The sequence below is a fragment of the Mycobacterium intracellulare ATCC 13950 genome (assembly GCF_000277125.1).
GTDB classification, from domain to species: Bacteria; Actinomycetota; Actinomycetes; order Mycobacteriales; family Mycobacteriaceae; genus Mycobacterium; species Mycobacterium intracellulare.
Genome location: NC_016946.1, coordinates 4,625,843 through 4,641,911, shown reverse-complemented (window position 1 = coordinate 4,641,911; position 16,069 = coordinate 4,625,843). Strand labels below are relative to the sequence as shown.

Annotated in this window: 11 protein-coding genes; 4 read left to right on the top strand and 7 right to left on the bottom strand. The window is 71.0% G+C overall.

What is annotated here, in order from left to right; all coding sequences use genetic code 11:
- Positions 1–86: 86 nt before the first annotated feature.
- The 5 genes from OCU_RS46445 to OCU_RS46425 are packed head-to-tail and all read right to left on the bottom strand — an operon-like array spanning position 87 to position 10,068.
- Positions 87–842 carry a TVP38/TMEM64 family protein gene (locus tag OCU_RS46445; protein ID WP_036459711.1) on the bottom strand — a complete coding sequence of 252 codons (756 nt, stop codon included), beginning with the start codon at positions 840–842 and terminating at the stop codon, positions 87–89.
- Positions 839–2,560 carry an exodeoxyribonuclease V subunit alpha gene (recD, locus tag OCU_RS46440; protein ID WP_014381159.1) on the bottom strand — a complete coding sequence of 574 codons (1,722 nt, stop codon included), beginning with the start codon at positions 2,558–2,560 and terminating at the stop codon, positions 839–841. The genes OCU_RS46445 and recD overlap by 4 nt, the downstream gene beginning before the upstream one ends.
- Positions 2,557–5,859: an exodeoxyribonuclease V subunit beta gene (gene recB / locus OCU_RS46435; protein ID WP_014381158.1), complete on the bottom strand. Its 3,303-nt coding sequence runs from the start codon at positions 5,857–5,859 to the stop codon at positions 2,557–2,559. Before recB ends, recD begins: the two co-directional genes overlap by 4 nt.
- Positions 5,859–9,161, bottom strand: a complete 3,303-nt coding sequence (gene recC / locus OCU_RS46430) for an exodeoxyribonuclease V subunit gamma (RefSeq protein ID WP_014381157.1) — start codon at positions 9,159–9,161, stop codon at positions 5,859–5,861. Before recC ends, recB begins: the two co-directional genes overlap by 1 nt.
- 40 nt (positions 9,162–9,201) lie before the next feature.
- Positions 9,202–10,068, bottom strand: a complete 867-nt coding sequence (locus OCU_RS46425; RefSeq protein ID WP_008260968.1) for a cyclopropane mycolic acid synthase family methyltransferase — start codon at positions 10,066–10,068, stop codon at positions 9,202–9,204.
- A gap of 157 nt (positions 10,069–10,225) precedes the next feature.
- On the opposite strand from OCU_RS46425, the gene OCU_RS46420 reads away from it, so the two are divergent.
- From OCU_RS46420 to OCU_RS46405, 4 genes are read left to right on the top strand one after another with little or no spacing between them, the layout of a single operon-like run.
- The gene (locus OCU_RS46420; protein ID WP_009957403.1) at positions 10,226–10,741 is read left to right on the top strand and encodes a nitroreductase family protein; all 516 of its coding nucleotides are present in this window, start codon (positions 10,226–10,228) and stop codon (positions 10,739–10,741) included.
- 48 nt (positions 10,742–10,789) lie between these two features.
- Positions 10,790–11,539, top strand: coding sequence for a class I SAM-dependent methyltransferase (locus OCU_RS46415; protein ID WP_014381155.1), 750 nt, complete (start codon positions 10,790–10,792; stop codon positions 11,537–11,539).
- 33 nt (positions 11,540–11,572) lie between these two features.
- Positions 11,573–12,028 (top strand): cyanase, encoded by a 456-nt coding sequence (gene cynS / locus OCU_RS46410; protein WP_442587018.1) that lies wholly within the window; start codon positions 11,573–11,575, stop codon positions 12,026–12,028.
- Entirely contained in the window at positions 12,029–13,033 is a 1,005-nt protein-coding gene (locus OCU_RS46405; RefSeq protein ID WP_014381154.1) for a patatin-like phospholipase family protein, read from the top strand. It begins immediately after the preceding gene.
- A gap of 111 nt (positions 13,034–13,144) precedes the next feature.
- Here OCU_RS46405 and OCU_RS46400 read toward each other — a convergent pair whose 3' ends face one another.
- Together OCU_RS46400 and OCU_RS46395 are read right to left on the bottom strand one after the other, a co-directional pair.
- Positions 13,145–13,624: a hypothetical protein gene (locus tag OCU_RS46400; RefSeq protein WP_014381153.1), complete on the bottom strand. Its 480-nt coding sequence runs from the start codon at positions 13,622–13,624 to the stop codon at positions 13,145–13,147.
- Entirely contained in the window at positions 13,621–16,011 is a 2,391-nt protein-coding gene (locus tag OCU_RS46395) for a molybdopterin oxidoreductase family protein (RefSeq protein WP_014381152.1), read from the bottom strand. The genes OCU_RS46400 and OCU_RS46395 overlap by 4 nt, the downstream gene beginning before the upstream one ends.
- Positions 16,012–16,069: the final 58 nt, after the last annotated feature.

The window sequence follows — 16,069 nt, the reverse complement described above, 5'->3', positions numbered from 1 at the left end:
CCCCCGCCTCCGAATTTTGTGCGCAATGCCCCGACACCTGGACCGTGGACAGCCATGCACTAATCCCTACCAGCGACCAAGACTCGCTAGCGGGCTTCGGAACCCGGCTCTGGCGAACCGGTGTCCGCGTCACGGCCGGCGTGAGTGCGCCATCTCCGGTACCCGCGGTGGGCGGCGAACGCGCCGACGATGGCGCTCACACACCACACCGCGATCGCCGCGTAGGCCAGCGGCGACGACCGGTTGCCGATCGAGGCGCCCAGTGCGGTGTAGACGAAGGCCCGCGGAACCGAACCGATGAACGCGCCAACGGCCATCTGCCACAACGGAACTCCGAACGCCCCGAACGCGTACGAGGCCAGCGCGTCCGAGATGCCGGGAACGAAGCGCTGCCCGACCACCGCCCACAGCCCCCGGCGCCCGATCAGGGCGTCGAAGCGGTCGGCGCGCTGCGCGCCCAGCAGCGCCCGGGCGCTGTCGCGGCCCGCCCGCCGGCCGACGAAACTCGCCACGATCGCGGTGCCCACCGTCGCGCCCAGCGTCACGAACACGCCCAGTAGCGGACCGAACAACAATCCGCTGCCCGCGGCCAGAATCGAGCCCGGCACGAACAGCGCCCCGGCCACCGCCGAGACCACGACGTAGGTCAGCGGGGCCGCCGGCCCGGTGGCCGACACCACCCGCCGGATCTCCTCGATGTCGATGACGTGCGCGACGGCCACCAGATAGAACACCACGGCCAGAAAGGCCGCGAACACGGCGAGCCGCACGACCGGGCCCCGCCGCGAGACGGGTTGGGACGCCGGGGCGGGACCGTCGCCCTCGCCCCCGCCGTCCGTCACGTCGCGGCGGCGTCGGCCCGCAGCCGTTGCCGCAATCCGGTGGCCCGCATCGCCCGGCGCTCGATCGCCGCGCGCACCGAGGCCTCGGGCCCCACCACCCGCACCCTGGTCTGCGCCCGGGTCACGGCCGTGTAGAACAGTTCCCGCGTCAGCAGTCGCGAATCCTCCGGCGGTATCAGCACGGTCACCTCGTCGGCCTGGCTGCCCTGACTCTTGTGGATGGTCATGGCGTGCATCGTCTCCACCTCGCCGAGACGGCTGGTCGCGAAGTCTAGCGGCCCGCTGGCACCGGCGATGACCGCCCGCAGGCCCTCCGCGCCGGCCACCGCCACACCGGTGTCGCCGTTGTAGAGCCGCAGGCCGTAGTCGTTGGCGGTCACCAGCAGCGGGCGCCCGGCGTACCACTGCGACCATGCCGGCTGCCCCGTCGCCTCGGCAATCCACTTCTGCACCAACGTGTTCCAGTGTGTCGCCCCATACGGGCCCTCGCGGTGCGCGCACAGCAGCCGGTGTTCGTCCAGCGTGGCCAGCGCCTCGTCGGCCGCGCCCAGGAGCGCGGCCGACCGCAGCCGCAGCGCGTGCGCGACGAGCACCTCGCGCAGCCGATCGGCCGGGCGCTGTGCATCCACCCACTCGACGTGCTCGCCCCCGGCCGCCAGCAGCTCCACCACCCGGTCCGCGTCGCCGACCCGAATCGCCTCGGCCAGCGCGCCGATCGACGTGCCGTATCGGTGCGGCGTGCGCAGGGCGGCCACCCGCACGTCGCCGCGGGCGGACAGCCCGTCCACCAGGTCGGCCAGCACGGCGCCCGCCTCCACCGAGGCCAACTGGTCCGGGTCGCCGACCAGAATCAACCGGGAGTCCGGGCGGACCGCTTCGGCCAGCCGGGCCATCATCGTCAACGACACCATCGACGTCTCGTCCACCACGATGACGTCGTGCGGCAGCCGGTTGGCGCGATTGTGCTTGAACCGCACCGACGTATCCGGCCGGGGACCCAGCAGCCGGTGCAGCGTGGTCCCGGACAGGCCGGCCAGCCGCGCCCGGTCGGCCGCGCCGAGCCGTCGGGCCCCCGCGGCCACCGCCTCGGCCAGCCGCGCCGCCGCCTTGCCGGTCGGTGCGGCCAGCGCGATCCGCGGCGGCGGCATCCCGGCCCGCTCGGCATGCTCGAGGAGCAGGGCGAGCAGCCGCGCGATCGTGGTGGTCTTGCCGGTGCCGGGGCCACCGGTCAGCACGGTCACCGCGTGCGACACCGCGATTTCGGCGGCGGCCCGCTGCTCCTCGTACCCGGGCTCGAAAAGCCGTTCGTAACTGGACGATTCGATGCCGACCGGCGGCGCCGACAAGGCCAGCAGGTCGGTGCACACCTGCTCCTCCTCGAGCCAGTACCGGTCGAAGTACAGCAGATCGCCGAAAAACCGCAGCACCGGAGGCGGCCCGAGCAACGCGCTGGCCCGCACCGCCGCCAGCCAGTCGTCGGCGCCGGGCCACGGCAGGTCGGCGTCGCCGAGCAGCCCGGGCGCCGCGCGGAGATCGACGCAGACCGAACCGCCCCGCAGCGCGCGTACCACCAGCGCGACCGCTAGGGCCACCCGTTCGTCGGACTCGCCGGTGAGCGCGGTAAGCCGTTGCGCCACATGCACGTCCGCCGCCTCGAAGACGCCGGCATCGGTGAACGTGCGCAGCAATCCGGTCGCGAACATCACCTCCGCCGTCATGCCGGCACCGTCCGGGCGTCGAGCAGGTCCGACAGGGCCGAGATCAACGACGGCGGTGGCCGCCAACTGAAGACGCCGCACGGGTGCCCGTCGCGCACCGGGGTGTCCGCGCCGCACATGCCGCGCACGAACAGGTAGAGCACACCGCCGAGGTGCCGGTCCGGGTCGTAATCGCGTATCCGCCACCGCAGGAACCGGTGCAGCACCGCGCAGTACAGCAACGCCTGCAGCGGATAGTCCGAGTGCAGCATCGCCTCCGCCATCCGCGGCCGGTCGTAGTCGGCGGCGGTCAGCGGCCGCTCGGGATCCCCGAGCAGGTTGGTCTTGTAGTCCACCACCACGAAGCGGTGCCCCGCGCCGTCGGGAATCCGGAGCACGGCGTCGATCGAGCCGGTGAGGTACCCGCGCAACGACTGGTCACCGAGCGCCCGGTCCGTCAGCCGGTCGGCATACGACACCAGCGGATCGTCGGGCGGCAGGTGCTCGCGCAGCAGCGGCGCCAGGTCCGCCAGGCGGGCCTCCGGCCCCACCGACGGCCGATCGCCGCCGGCCAGCGGAAGCTCGAAGTCCAGTTCCCGCAACCGATCCGAGAGCCCGATGCGGCGCAGCGTCAACCCGTCCGCCAGCGGTCCCAGCGGGGTGTCGTGCATCGGCACCATCGCCGCGGCCAGCTCCTCGGGGGTCGCGGCGACCGGCCACCACGCCGAATGCTCCCGGATGTGCTCTTCGAGCTCGGCGGCCAGATCCGCGGCGAACGGGTCGGCCGTCTCCAGCACGGCGTGGACCAGGGAGCCGAACGTCGCGCCCGCCGGAAGGTCCGCCATCGGCGAGGGCACGTCCGGCCCGGCGGCCGGGGAGGACAACGGGATATCGCCGACCTCGTCGTCGAGCCCGGCGACGTCGGGCTCGCTGCCGACCCCGCTGGCCTGGGCCACCCGGATCAGTCCCGAATAGGAGGTGCGCCGCCACGTGGTGTCGATGGCGCGGTGGAAGTGGCGGCTGTCCAGGTGCCGGGGCACCGGCGCCGGCGGCAGCGACGGGGCGGGCGCCACCACCGAGTCCTCGATGACGGGCCCGCCCGCGGCCTCCCATTCGCGCAACCGGGCCAGTGCGTCATCGTCGGAGACCTTCGCGGGTTCGCATCGGTCCGGAACGACCGGGTCGCCGGGCCGGCGCCCGCGTAGCAGCCGCGACAGGCCGCCGTTGGGCTCGAAGTACGCCGGTGACCACCAGGCCACCACCTGTGCCTGCGCCCGGGTCAACGCGACGTAGGTCAGCCTGCTGTCGTCGCTGGCATCCTCTTTACGGCCCAGCCGCTCAACGGTTTTGAAGTCGGGGCTGTCCTTGCCGCCGACGTGCAGGCAACGCGTGCCGTCCTCGTCGTGGAACAGCACCACGTCGCTGTCCTGGGTGTTGCGGTTGAACGCGAACGGCAGGTACACGATCGGATATTGCAGGCCCTTGCTGACGAAGACGGTCATGATCTGCACGGCGGCGGCATCGCTGTCGAGCCGGCGGTTGCGTTCGGGGGCGCCGCCGCGCTCGTCGCGTTGCCGGCGCAGCCAGTCGCGCAGCGCCGGCAGTCCGTAATGCTCGCGGTGGGCGACCTCCTGCAGCAGCTGGGTGACGTGCGCCAGGTCGGTCATGTGCCGCTCACCGCCCCGCCAGCCGAGCACGCGATCGCGCATCCCCAGCAGCTGGGCGGCCTCGAAGATGGCCGCGACGCCGCGTTCCCGGGCGTGACCGGCCCACTCCCGCAGCGTTTTCGCGATCCGGTCCGTCAGGGCGTCCCCGCCGGCCGCCAGCGTTTGGGCCGTCTCGCCGAAGAACATCGTCGCCGCGGCGGCGCGGACCATGCCGGGCCGATGCGGTTGGTCGAAGGCCTCCAGCAGGCACAACCAGTCCTCGGCGGCCTCGGAGGTGAACACGTCGGTGTTGCCGGTGTAGACCGCGGGAACGCCGGCGTCGCACAGGGCCTTGAAGCAGGCGTGCGCGTCCCGGTGCCGTTCCACGATGACCGCGATGTCGCGGGCCTGCAGGGGCTCGCCGTCGAACGTGGCGCCGGCGGCGAGCAGGGCGCGGATGTCGGCGGCGAGGTCGGCGCCGATGTGCTCGCGCAGCTCGTCGATGGGCAGGTTTTGAACGCCGCGGCGCCCCAGGGTTTTTCGCGACACGACGCGCAACCGGAACGGGTCGTTGCGGGGCGCGCCGGCGAGCCGGTGGCCGCGGTGATGCGCGCCGACATCGTTCACCACGATCGCGGGGTCACCGAGCTGGGCGCCGCGCAGCACCACCTGCAGCCGCGCCACGAGCGCGGAATCGCTGCGCCAGTTAATGTCCAGCGTCTTGCGCTCGCCGGCCGTCTGGGCCGCCCGCAGGTAGGTCACGATGTCGCCCCCGCGAAACGCATAGATCGCCTGTTTGGGGTCGCCGATCAGGATCACCGTGGAGCGCCCGCTGAACGCGCGGTCGATGACCTGCCATTGCACCGGGTCGGTGTCCTGGAATTCGTCGACCATGACGATCGGCCAACGCTGGTGCATCCGCAGCCGGGCGGGGGAGCCGTCGGTGGCCAGCGCGTCGGCCAGTCGGGTCAGCAGGTCGTCATAGCCGAGGACGCCCAGCCGGCGCTTGCGCGTATCAAGCTCGGCCAGAACGTCATTGGCGAACCGGAGGCAGACGGCGGCCCGCGAATCGGGGTCCGGGTCGCGCGGCCGCAGCTGGGTCGACGGGTTGTTGACCACCTCGCGGGCCAGCCGCAGCGCCTCGGAGTAGTGCAGCGCCGGGTCGTCGCGCTCCTGCCCGAAGTGCGCCAGGTAGAGGTCGTCGACGATCTCGGTCACCAGGTCGTCGAGGCTATCGAGCAGGGTCACGCTGGCGGCGGTGTCGCCGGCCACGCCGAGCGAGCGCAGCACCAGCTGGCAGAACTGGTGGGTGGTGGCGATGGTCGCCGCGTCGAAGCCGGCCAGCGCGTCGCGGAGACGCTGTCGGCGCGCCGCGCGCTGATCGTCGGTGCCGTCCAGCAGGTACGCCACCAGCTGGTTGTCGCCGACCGTCGACGGGTCGGCGAAAGCCCTTACCGCGTCGACGATTTGGCAGCGGACACGTTCCCGCAGTTCCTGGCTGGCGGCGCGGCCGAACGTGATGAGCAGCATCTGATCGAGGCTCGCCGCGCCGTCGGCGAGATACCGCGTCACCAGGCCCGCCAACGCGAACGTCTTGCCGGTGCCCGCGCTGGCCTCCAGCACGGTGGTGGAGCGCTCGGCCGGCAGCGGGCCCAACAGGTCGAAGCGCTGCATCAGATGAGCTTCCGCTCGGCGCGCAGCATCGGCAGCCACAGCCGGGCCGCATACGCGCCGAGCCGGTTGTCCTCGCCGTCGCACTCCTCGCCCGGCCGCACCGGTTGCATCAGATCGTCCAACGGCGCGCCGCGCCCCCACGCCCGCACGTGCGCCGGCGCCTGGTCCTCACCCGGGAAGCGGTCGCTGGTCTTCCACCGGCGCCGCGCCTCGGCCGCCGGGTCGTCGCCGCCGTGCCGGGCCGCCGCCCACGCGTAGGACGTCTTGATGGGCAACGGAATCGGTTCCCGCCGTCCCGCGTCGTAGATCGTCACCAGCTCGCGCAGCACCTCGACGGGATCGCCGTCCGGTGGCCCCAGCCCCTCGACCCGGATGCTTCTGCCGCGGCGCATCCGGCCGATGCACACCGCCGACCAGTCGCGGACGGGGTCGTGAGCGGCCAACGCCAGCAACGGAATCCACGATTCGAGCAGGTGCTTGCCGTCCAGCCTCGAATAGGTCACCGAGACCAGGGCGTCGTCATAGACCGGCGACACCGTGCCGGTGAGTCGGCGACCGGCGCCCAGATCGACGTCGACGTCATAGGCGGCGGCCGATCGGTGGTCTTGCCGATGCCGCAGCGCCTCGAGCGCCAGCGCGGCGGCCTGGTCGCGGATCTCGGTGACCTTGCGCCAGCCCAGCTGGCCGGGGGGCAGTGTGCCGCGGCGCCACTCGGCTTGCCGCGCGTCATCGGGGCTCATCCCGCGCAGGATGTCACCCAGCATCCGGTCGCCGACGGTCCACTCCTCGAGGCCGTTGATGTCGACCGGCATGGCATCCTGCACGCCGTCGACGTCGTAGGGCAGCGTGAATTCCAGGGCGCGGAAGAAGCCCTTCACCGGGTCTTTGAAGAAGCCGACGAGGTCGGCGAGGTTGACGTCGTCGGCCGGCGGGGGCGGCAGCAGCGCCGCAACGAATTTGGGTTGTTCGGTGTGTTCGCCGCTGGCCGCGCGCGCCGCGCGCAGCACCGTGGGGTCGAAACTGAACGGCACCTTCGGCACCAGTTCGCCGGGGATGACGTTGCGAATGTCGAACGGCTGCAACGGATGCTCGATCACGATGCGGTGGCGCACCTTCGTCGGCGTCGTCACGTCGAGGGCGTCCAGCAATTCGGCCAGCGGCACGGCGGGTGGGCGCGGCTGCCCCGAATATTCATTGGCGCCGGTGTAGGTGATCACCAGTTTCTCGGTGGCGGCGCCGATCGCGTCGAGCAGCAATTGCCGGTCCTCCGAACGGATGTCGCGTTCCCCGGTCATCGGGCGGCGGGCCAGCGCGTCGTCCCCGTCGACGACACCGAGACGCGGGAACAGCCCGTCGTCCAGGCCGACCAGGCACACCACCCGGTGGGGGACCGAGCGCATCGGGACCATGGTGCACACCGTCAGCGTGCCGGTGCGGAAGTTGGCCCGCGTCGGGCGCCCGGCGAGGTGCCGGGTCAGCAGTGCGCGGATGTCGGGCAGTCGCAGCACCGTGCCGCCCCGTGACCCGGCCTGCGCCAGGACCGCGGCGAACTCCCGTTGCACCTGACCGGTCTGCCACTCCTCGGACTCGTGCACCCGCGTCAACGAGGCGATGGCGCCGGCGAGGGTGGCCAGCCACTCGGTCAATGTCCTTGTGCCGGTGAGGGAGTCGACCACGTGGTGCAGCCGGGCGACGAATTCGGCGAACTGGCCGGCCAACGGGACCCGGTTGCTGCTCACGTCGTCGAGCGGCAGCGTCGCGTCGATCCATGCGTTCGAATCGTCGGACATCGCGACGCCGGCCAATATCCGGTCGATGCCGAAACGCCAGGTGTTGTGCACGAAGTCGACGTGGTAGGGCCGCCGGTGCTCCTGGTCCAATCCCCACCGGATGTTGGCCTGCCGCACCCAGCGGGTGATGGCCTCCAGATCGTCGTCGGTGAACCCGAACCGGGCGCGCACCGGGGCGGCCTGTGCCAGGTTGAGCACCTCGGTGGCCGTCACCCTGCCGCCGGCGAGCCCCAGCAATTGGGAGGCCACAGCCAGCAGCGAATTGGTCTGGACCAGTGAGCGATCCGCCAGGCGCACCCGTAGCTGGTGGGCGGGATGCGCGCCGTGCACCACGTCGCCGAGTCCGAAGTCGGCCACGATCAGCGGCGCATAGGTTTCGATGTCCGGGCACATCACCAGGATGTCGCGCGGTTCGAGCGTCGGGTCGTCGGCCAGCAGGCCGAGCAGCACCTCGCGCAGCACATCGACCTGGCGGGCCGGGCCGTGGCAGTTGTGGATCTGGACCGACCGGTCGTCGTCGGCCCGCGCGCGCCCCCGCGGCCGCACGGCGTTGGCGGCGATGTCGGACTGCACCCAGCCGAGCAGCGTGTCCGGGCGCGCCTCGCCGGGCAGGTATTCGTCGGTCTGCGCGTCCGCCGGCAGGCCGCGCTGCAGCTCGCGCAGGTCCCGCCCCAGGGTGGCGAGCAGCGGGTGGCCCACGGCGCGGTGGCTGGTGTCCTCGCGGCGGGGGATCGCCCCGCGCGTGCCGGCCAGCGCGCGCCACAGCCGGTCGCTGGGGTGCGGCAGCCACAGGTGCAGCTCGTGGTGGATGGCCAGGGCGGCCAGCAGCTCGGAGTCGGTGCGCGACAACCGGGTGTGCCCGAACAGCGACAGCCGCGCGGGCAGGTCACTGGGCGCCTCGGACAGCCGCGCGAGGGTCTTGGCGTGGCGAATGTGCGGGGGATCGGCCGCGACCCGCGACACCAGCGCCCGCCACAGCTCCGGCTGCCAACGCAGGTCCTCGTCGAGATCGCCCGGGTCGCCGCCCAGCCAGTCGATCAGCAGTTGCGGGCGCTGCCGTGCGTAGGAGGCGAACAGCCCGGCCAACCGGCGCGCCACCTCATACCGCCGCCCCCGGCGCAGCTCGGCCTCCGCGCCAGTGTGGAAGTGACCGACATGGGTCGCCAGCGGGCGGCACCACGGTTCGTCCAGCGAGTGGTCGATCGCCTCCAGGAGGGGCCACGCCATGGCCTCCGGCGACCACGGATCGTCGTCGGCGGTGCCGGCGATCTCGGCAATCAGCGAGCCGGGGCTGCGGAACGAAACCCCGGCGCACACCCCGCCGGAAACCCCGCCGCCGCGGGCCCGACCGAGCACGTGCGACAGCCGCTGGCTCAGCCAGCGCTCCACCCCGCGCGCCGGGACCACGACGAGCTCGGGGGCGAACGGGTCGGCCGGGGGATCGGCCAGCAGAGCGCCGAGCCCGTCGGCCAACAGATCGGTGCGCTCGGCGCGGTGCAGATGAAGCGGCATTGCGCTGTCACGATAAACCCCGGCGCCCGGGGCGGGGTGCCTACTTCGCCAGGGTGAACTGGTTGACGTCGATGTAGCCGGCCCGGAACGCGTCGGCGCAGCCGGTCAGGTAGCGCATGTAGCGCTGATACACCTCTTCGGACTGGATCGCGACGGCCTCGCTGTGGTGGGCCTCCAAGGCCTCGGCCCAGTGGTCGAGGGTCCGGGCGTAGTGCAGCTGCAGCGACTGCCGGCGTTTGAGGTTGAAACCCATCTTGGACGCGTGGAACTCGACGATCTCGATGGCCGGCAACTGCCCGCCCGGGAAGATCTCCGTGGCGATGAATTCGTTGAAGCTGGTCTGCTCCTCGGTCATCGGCAGGCCCCGCTCGACGATCTGCTGCGGGGTCAGCATGGTGATCGTGTGCAGCAGCATCACCCCGTCGTCGGGCAGGAGGCGGTGCGCCATCGCGAAGAAATCGTCATAGCGGTCGTACCCGAAGTGCTCGAAGGCGCCGATGGAGACGATCCGGTCCACCGGCTCATCGAACTCCTCCCAGCCGTGCAGCAGGACCCGGCGGCTGCGTTCGGTGTCCATCGAGTCGAAGAGCTTCTGCACGTGGGCGGCCTGGTGTGCCGACAGGGTCAAGCCGATGACGTTGACGTCGTACTTCTCGATCGCGCGGCGCGCCGTGGCGCCCCAGCCGCAGCCCACGTCCAGCAGCGTCATCCCCGGCCGCAGGCCCAGCTTGCCCAGCGAGAGGTCGATCTTGCGCAGCTGGGCCTCTTCCAGCGTGATATCTCGGCCGCGGTCCCAGTACGCGCAGCTGTAGGTCATGGTGGGGTCGAGGAACAACCGGAAGAAGTCGTCCGAGAGGTCGTAGTGGGCTTGGACCTCTTCGAAGTGCGGCGTCAGGTGCTCTGCCACGGCGGCCACCCGCCTTTCTGACTTGGGGCATTCAGTTGTTCACGAGCCGCCCGCCCGGGTGGTTCACCACGTCACCACGACTTTCCCGATTTCGTCGTACGCAAACTTGGGCGGGCTTCGTCGATACTTGGGGAACAGCCGCGAGGGAGGGAACCAGATGGATGCTTGGGACGCGATCCGCGCGCGGCGCAATGTGCGCGAGTATCAGCCGCGGGCGATCTCCGACGAGGACCTCGACCGGATCGCCGAAGCCGGCTGGCGTGCGCCGTCGGCCAAAAACCGTCAGCCCTGGGACTTCGTCATCGTCACCGACCGCGCCCAGCTGCAGGAGTTGTCCACGGTCTGGCGGGGCGCCGGCCATATCGCCGCGGCGCCGGCCGCGATCGCGATCGTGGCGCCGGTGCCGCCCGACGAGCGCCGGGTGGTCACCGACAACTACGACATCGGCCAGGCCACCATGGCGATGATGATCGCGGCCACCGACCTGGGAATCGGGACCGGCCACTCGTCGGTCGGGGATCAGGAGAAGGCGCGCGCCATCCTGGGTGTTCCCGACGATCACCTGGTGGCTTTCCTGCTCGGGGTGGGCTATCCCGCCGATCGCCCGCTGCGCCCGATCCGCACACCGAATCGCCGGCCGTTTTCCGAGGTGGTGCATCACGGCCGGTGGTGAGACGCGTGAAAAACCTTCGGCGACTTGCTGAGTCGTAAGCTGAGGGGCATGCATGACCACCAGGGCGATTACGGAGTCGACGGTTCGTTTCACAAGTTCTCGGCGCGAACCCAGGCGCTGGGCGTCGGCGCTCAAGTTGTCGCCCTGGCCGTCTTGGCCGCGATCAGCTGGGCGCGCGGCAAGCGGCTCCGGGCGGGGCTGGCGGCGGTGTCGAGCGCCGGCATCGCCGGCAACGCGCTCCTGTACATGTACGCGACGCGGTCCGGGAAATTCGTTGTGTGGGACCGGGTTCTGCGCGATCTGCGGCTCGCCGGCGACGAGACGGTGCTCGACCTCGGGTGCGGGCGCGGCGCGGTGCTGCTGGCCGCGGCCAAGCGGTTGCCGCGGGGCCGCGCGATCGGTGTCGACCTGTGGCAGGCCGACCAGACGGACAACTCGCGGCAGGCCACGCTGGCCAATGCGGTCGCCGAAGGCGTCGCCGACCGCGTCGAGGTGCGCACCGCCGACGTGACCGCGCTGCCGCTGGCCGACGAGAGCGTCGACGTGGTCGTGAGCAACCTGGCCATCCACAACATCGACGGCCACGCCGGCCGGCGGCGGGCGCTCGACGAAGCCGTGCGGGTGCTGCGGCCGGGCGGCCGGCTCGCGATCGCGGACCTCTGGGAGACGCGTCAGCACGCCGAGCGGCTGCGCGAACTGGGCTGGCGCAATGTGCGGCGGCGCAACCTCGGCTGGCGGATGTGGTACGGCGGCCCGTGGTTCTCCACGCGGCTGGTCACCGCGACCAAACCGGGCTGAGGCGCGATCGGGCCGACGTGCATGCTGGGACCCATGACGAGAACCGAACTCACCGAACAGATCGTCGTCGCGCGCCTGGCGAAGGGGCTGACGTGGCAACAACTGGCCGACGCCATCGACAGGCCGGTGGTGTGGACGACGGCGGCGTTGCTCGGGCAGCACCCGATTCCGGTCGAGCAAGCAAAGACCCTGGCCGAGCTGCTCGGCCTCGACGAGTCGGTGGTGCCCGTGCTGGCGGCGGCGCCCATGCGGGGCGGCCTGCCCACCGCCGTACCGACCGACCCGACCGTCTACCGCTTCTACGAGGCCCTGCAGGTCTACGGCGGAGCGCTCAAGGAGCTGATCGCCGAACAGTTCGGCGACGGGATCATGAGCGCGATCAACTTCAGCGTCGACATCCAGAAGAAGCCGCACCCGTCCGGTGACCGCGTCGTGGTCACGTTCGACGGGAAATTCCTTCCCTATCAATGGGTTTCGTCGGAGCGGTAGATGGAATCCACCGCACACCAGCCGAAGCCCGTCGATCTGGTGCTCTCCGGCGGGGGCGTCAAGTTCATCGGGCTGGTGGGCGCCATCGTCGCGCTGATGGATGCCGGATATTCGATCAAGCGGGTGTCGGGGGTCTCGGCCGGTTCGGTGGTCGCGGCGATCCTGGCGGCCGGATCCACCGATGGGCAGCTGACCGGCGCGCAGGTCAAGGAGCTCGCGTTCTCGGTCCCCCTGCGTAAGTGGCGCGACGCCGGACCCGTGCCCTACCTGGGTGCGGCCTGGGGGCTGGTCACCGATTCCAGCATGTACCGCGGCGACGTGGCCTACGACTGGATCCGCAGCGAGTTGAAGAACTTCGGGGTCACCCGCTTCGGCGATCTGCACCTCGACGACGACCGCCTGCTCGAGGGGCGGCGCGACAAGCTGGTGGTCACCGTCGCCGACCTGACAGCGGCGCAGCTGGTGCGGTTCCCGTGGGACTTTCGGCGGCTCTACGGCCTGGACCCCGACGAGCAGCCGGTGGCCGACGCGGTGCGCGCCTCGATGGCGATCCCGTTCTTCTATCGCCCGGTCAAGCTGACGGGCGTCGACGGCTCGACGTCCACCCTAATCGACGGCGGCGTGCTGTCGAATTTCCCGATCGACACCTTCGACCGCCCCGACGGCAGGGCCCCGCGTTGGCCCACGTTCGGGATCACGGTGCTGCCGAGGCTCACCGAGGGCATCGGCGCGGTGATGCCGGCCCTGAAACCGTTGCGCTTCTTCGAACAGACGGCGTTGCTGGAAAGCCTGGTCACCACCATGCTGGCCGGCCACGACCAGACCCATCTCAGCCGGCCGTGGGTGGCGGCCCGCGCCATCGCGGTCGAGTCGACCGATGTCGGCGTGCTCGACTTCGACATCCCCAAGGGCCGCCTCGAAGAGCTGTACGAGAGCGGCTATGCGGCGGCGCAGGCGTTCCTGTCGACGTGGGATTGGCCGGCTTATCTGGACCGGTTCCGGTAAGCCGTCGCCCCCGCCGGGTGAAGTGACGGCTCGTCGCGCACGTGCCAGACTGGCGGCGAGGAGGCGAGAGGAACGCGGTGGCCGCCGATGGCGGCCACCGCGTTCGCCGTTTCAGTTCATCAACACTTGCGGCGAAAGCTCTTTGAGCATCGCGTTGGCCCAGCGCATCTGGCGCAGCGTGTCGGGATGACAGCGCGAGGCCAGGCTCAGCAGTTCGGAATCCTTGGCGGCCTGCGCCCCCTGGGCCAGCAGCTCCCAGTCCAGCGACACCCCCGCGGACAGGCGGTGAATCCGGCGTAGGTCGGCGAGCAGCATCACCCCAGGCTCCGGCCGGTGCCGCAGCAGGCCGCTGAGGCGCGATTGCAGGAAACCGGTGATCGCGCCGGTGCGGGGATCGGTGGACAGGTGCAGGCCGTAGTGGCGGCCGTGCCGCGCCAACTCGGCGAGGTGATGGCGTGACCAGCCGGCCAGGTCCTGCGCCAGGTGGCTGACGTCCTGGTCGCTGTGGTGTCGCGCGGCGACCACGTTGAGTTCGTGGGCCAGCTTGCATTCGGAGCGGTGCAGTTCGCGCAGCGCCATTTTGAGCTTCACGCCTGACCCCCCAAGGCTTCGGCAACCGCCGCGCGCGGGGCGGCGGAGGCGCCGTTCCCGCCGGCTCGCCGCATCCGGCTTTTGCGCAGCCGGGCGGCGGCCGTCTTGAAGATCGGCTGCTTGGACACCGGGTCCCAATCGGTCAGCGTGAGTTCGTTGCCGGCCCGGTGATGCCCGTTGGTCCCGGCATCCCAATAGCCGTAGTGGAAGGGCACGAACAACACGCCGTCGCGGATACCGCAGACCCGCGCCGCGCACCTGATGCAGCCCCGCGGCGTGCTCACCTCGACCAGGTCGCCGTCGGCGATGCCCAGCCGGCGCGCGTCGCCGGCCGAGACCTCGACCCAGACCTCGGGGGCGGCCCGCTGAAGTTGCTGTGCCCGCGCGGTTTTCGTGCGGGTGTGGAAGTGGTAGACGGTGCGTCCGGTGATCAGCGCGAACGGGAAATCCGGGCTGGTCCGCTCATGGGGAGGAACGTATTGGGCCGCCTTGATGATCGCCCTGCCGTAGGGGTTCATCGAGCGGTACTCGTCGGGCTGCAGCGGGGCGCCGGTGATCATGTCTTTGCCGTAGGCCTCGCAGTAGTCGGGTTCCGCCCAGAACTTCGCGTCGGCGTAGAGACGCTCGGTGCCGTCGGGATGTTCTGTGTTGCAAGGCCATTGGATGCCGCTGCCGCCGCGCAGCTTCGCATAGCTCAGACCGGTGTAGTCGCACGGCCGCCCCGCGCTGCATTGCTTCCACGCCTCGAACGCCGACTCGGCATCGGTCCAGGGTGGGAAGGGTTGGCCGTCCTTGTCGCGGAAGTCCATCCGGCGCGCGTAGTCCAGGAAGATGTCGAGGTCCGGGCGCGCGGAACCTGGTGGATCCACGGCCTTTTCGGACAGGTGCACGGTGCGGTCGGCGTTGGTGAAGGTGCCGGTCTTCTCGGCCCACGCCGCGGCGGGCAACACGACGTCGGCCAGCGCGGCGGTTTCGGTCAGGAAGATGTCCTGGACGACGAGGAACAGCCGCTCCTGGGAGAAGATGTCGCGGATGCGGGCCAGCTCCGGCAGCGACACCAGGGGATTGGTGGCGGTGACCCACAACATCCGCAGCGTCCCCTCCTCGGCGAAGCGGAACATCTGCATGGCGTGCGTCGGCGGGGCGTAGTGCGGAATCTGCAGGGGCTCGAGGTTCCACAACGCGGCCAGCTCGGCGACGTGGGAGTCGTTGGACCAGTTGCGGAAACCGGCCAGGTCGCCGTCGGCGCCGCATTCGCGGGTGTTCTCGGCCGTCGGCTGCCCGTTCATCTGCAGCACCCCGCAGCCGGGCTTACCCAGCATGCCGCGCACCAGGTGAATGTTGTTGACCTGCACGGCCGCCGCGGTGGCCTGGTGCGACTGGTAGAAGCCCTGCAGCACGGTGGACAGCAGCCGCTTAGCGGTGCCGAGCAGCTGCGCGGCGCGCCGGATGTCCTCGGCCGGCACGCCGCAGATGTCGGCGACCCGCTCGGGTCCGAACTCTTCGACCCGGCCGCGCAGCTCGTCGAAACCGACCGTGTGCGAGTCGATGTAGTCCCGGTCGATCCAGCCGTTGCCGATGATCTCGTGCAGCAGCCCGTTCATCAACGCGACGTTGGTGCCCGGCACCGGCGCCAGGTGAACGGTGGCGTGCCGGGCGACCGGCGTCAGCCGGGGGTCGACGCAGACGATCGCCGGCGGCGAGGCCCCGGCCAGCCGGTCCAGCATCCGCGCCCACAGCACCGTCTGCGTCTCGGCGACGTTGTGCCCGAACAACGCGATGACATCGGCGTGGTCGACGTCGGTGTAGGACCCCGGCTGCCCGTCGCAGCCGAACGACTCCTTCAGCGCCTCGGCCGCCGTCGCGGTGCACAGCCGGGTGTTGCCGTCGACGTGGTTGGTGCCGATCGCGCCGTGCGCGATGGCGCCCTGCGTGTAGTAGGCCTCCAGGAACAACTGTCCGGACGTGTAGAAGCCGATCGAGCTGGGGCCGTAGCCGTCGAGCAGCTGCTTGCTGCGGTCGACGATCCGCTGCATGGCGGTGTCCCAGTCGCACGGCTTCAGCTCGCCGCGCTCCCTGATCATCGGGGTGGTGAGCCGGTCGGCGGAGGCGTTGGCCTGCCAGCCGAACAGGTCCTTGGGGTCGAGGCGCCCGTGGTTGACGCGGTCGACGGCGCGCCCGCGCACGCCCACGATGCGGCCGTCCTTGACGGCGATGTCCAGACCGTCGCCGTTGGAGTGCAGCACCGCCGCCGATTGCACCCAGCGGTCCACCGACTCGGCGGTGATGCCGTCGGCGAGGTAGGTGTCGACCCGGTCCGGCCATGGGGTGCCGGGCTCGTACGGGGTGCGCGCCCCCCAGGGATCCGCGATGCGATCTGTGGCCACAGGCGTGGACTTCCCCGGCAGCGGGCCCCGAAACCACTTCAGCCAGGGGCAAATCAGC

Excerpts from the sequence above, each read along its gene's own strand:
- recD (WP_014381159.1), bottom strand. The coding sequence starts at position 2,560 with ATGACGGCGGAGGTGATGTTCGCGACCGGATTGCTGCGCACGTTCACC.
- recB (WP_014381158.1), bottom strand. The coding sequence starts at position 5,859 with ATGCAGCGCTTCGACCTGTTGGGCCCGCTGCCGGCCGAGCGCTCCACC.
- recC (WP_014381157.1), bottom strand. The coding sequence starts at position 9,161 with ATGCCGCTTCATCTGCACCGCGCCGAGCGCACCGATCTGTTGGCCGAC.
- OCU_RS46420 (WP_009957403.1), top strand. The coding sequence starts at position 10,226 with ATGGATGCTTGGGACGCGATCCGCGCGCGGCGCAATGTGCGCGAGTAT.
- OCU_RS46415 (WP_014381155.1), top strand. The coding sequence starts at position 10,790 with ATGCATGACCACCAGGGCGATTACGGAGTCGACGGTTCGTTTCACAAG.
- cynS (WP_442587018.1), top strand. The coding sequence starts at position 11,573 with ATGACGAGAACCGAACTCACCGAACAGATCGTCGTCGCGCGCCTGGCG.
- OCU_RS46405 (WP_014381154.1), top strand. The coding sequence starts at position 12,029 with ATGGAATCCACCGCACACCAGCCGAAGCCCGTCGATCTGGTGCTCTCC.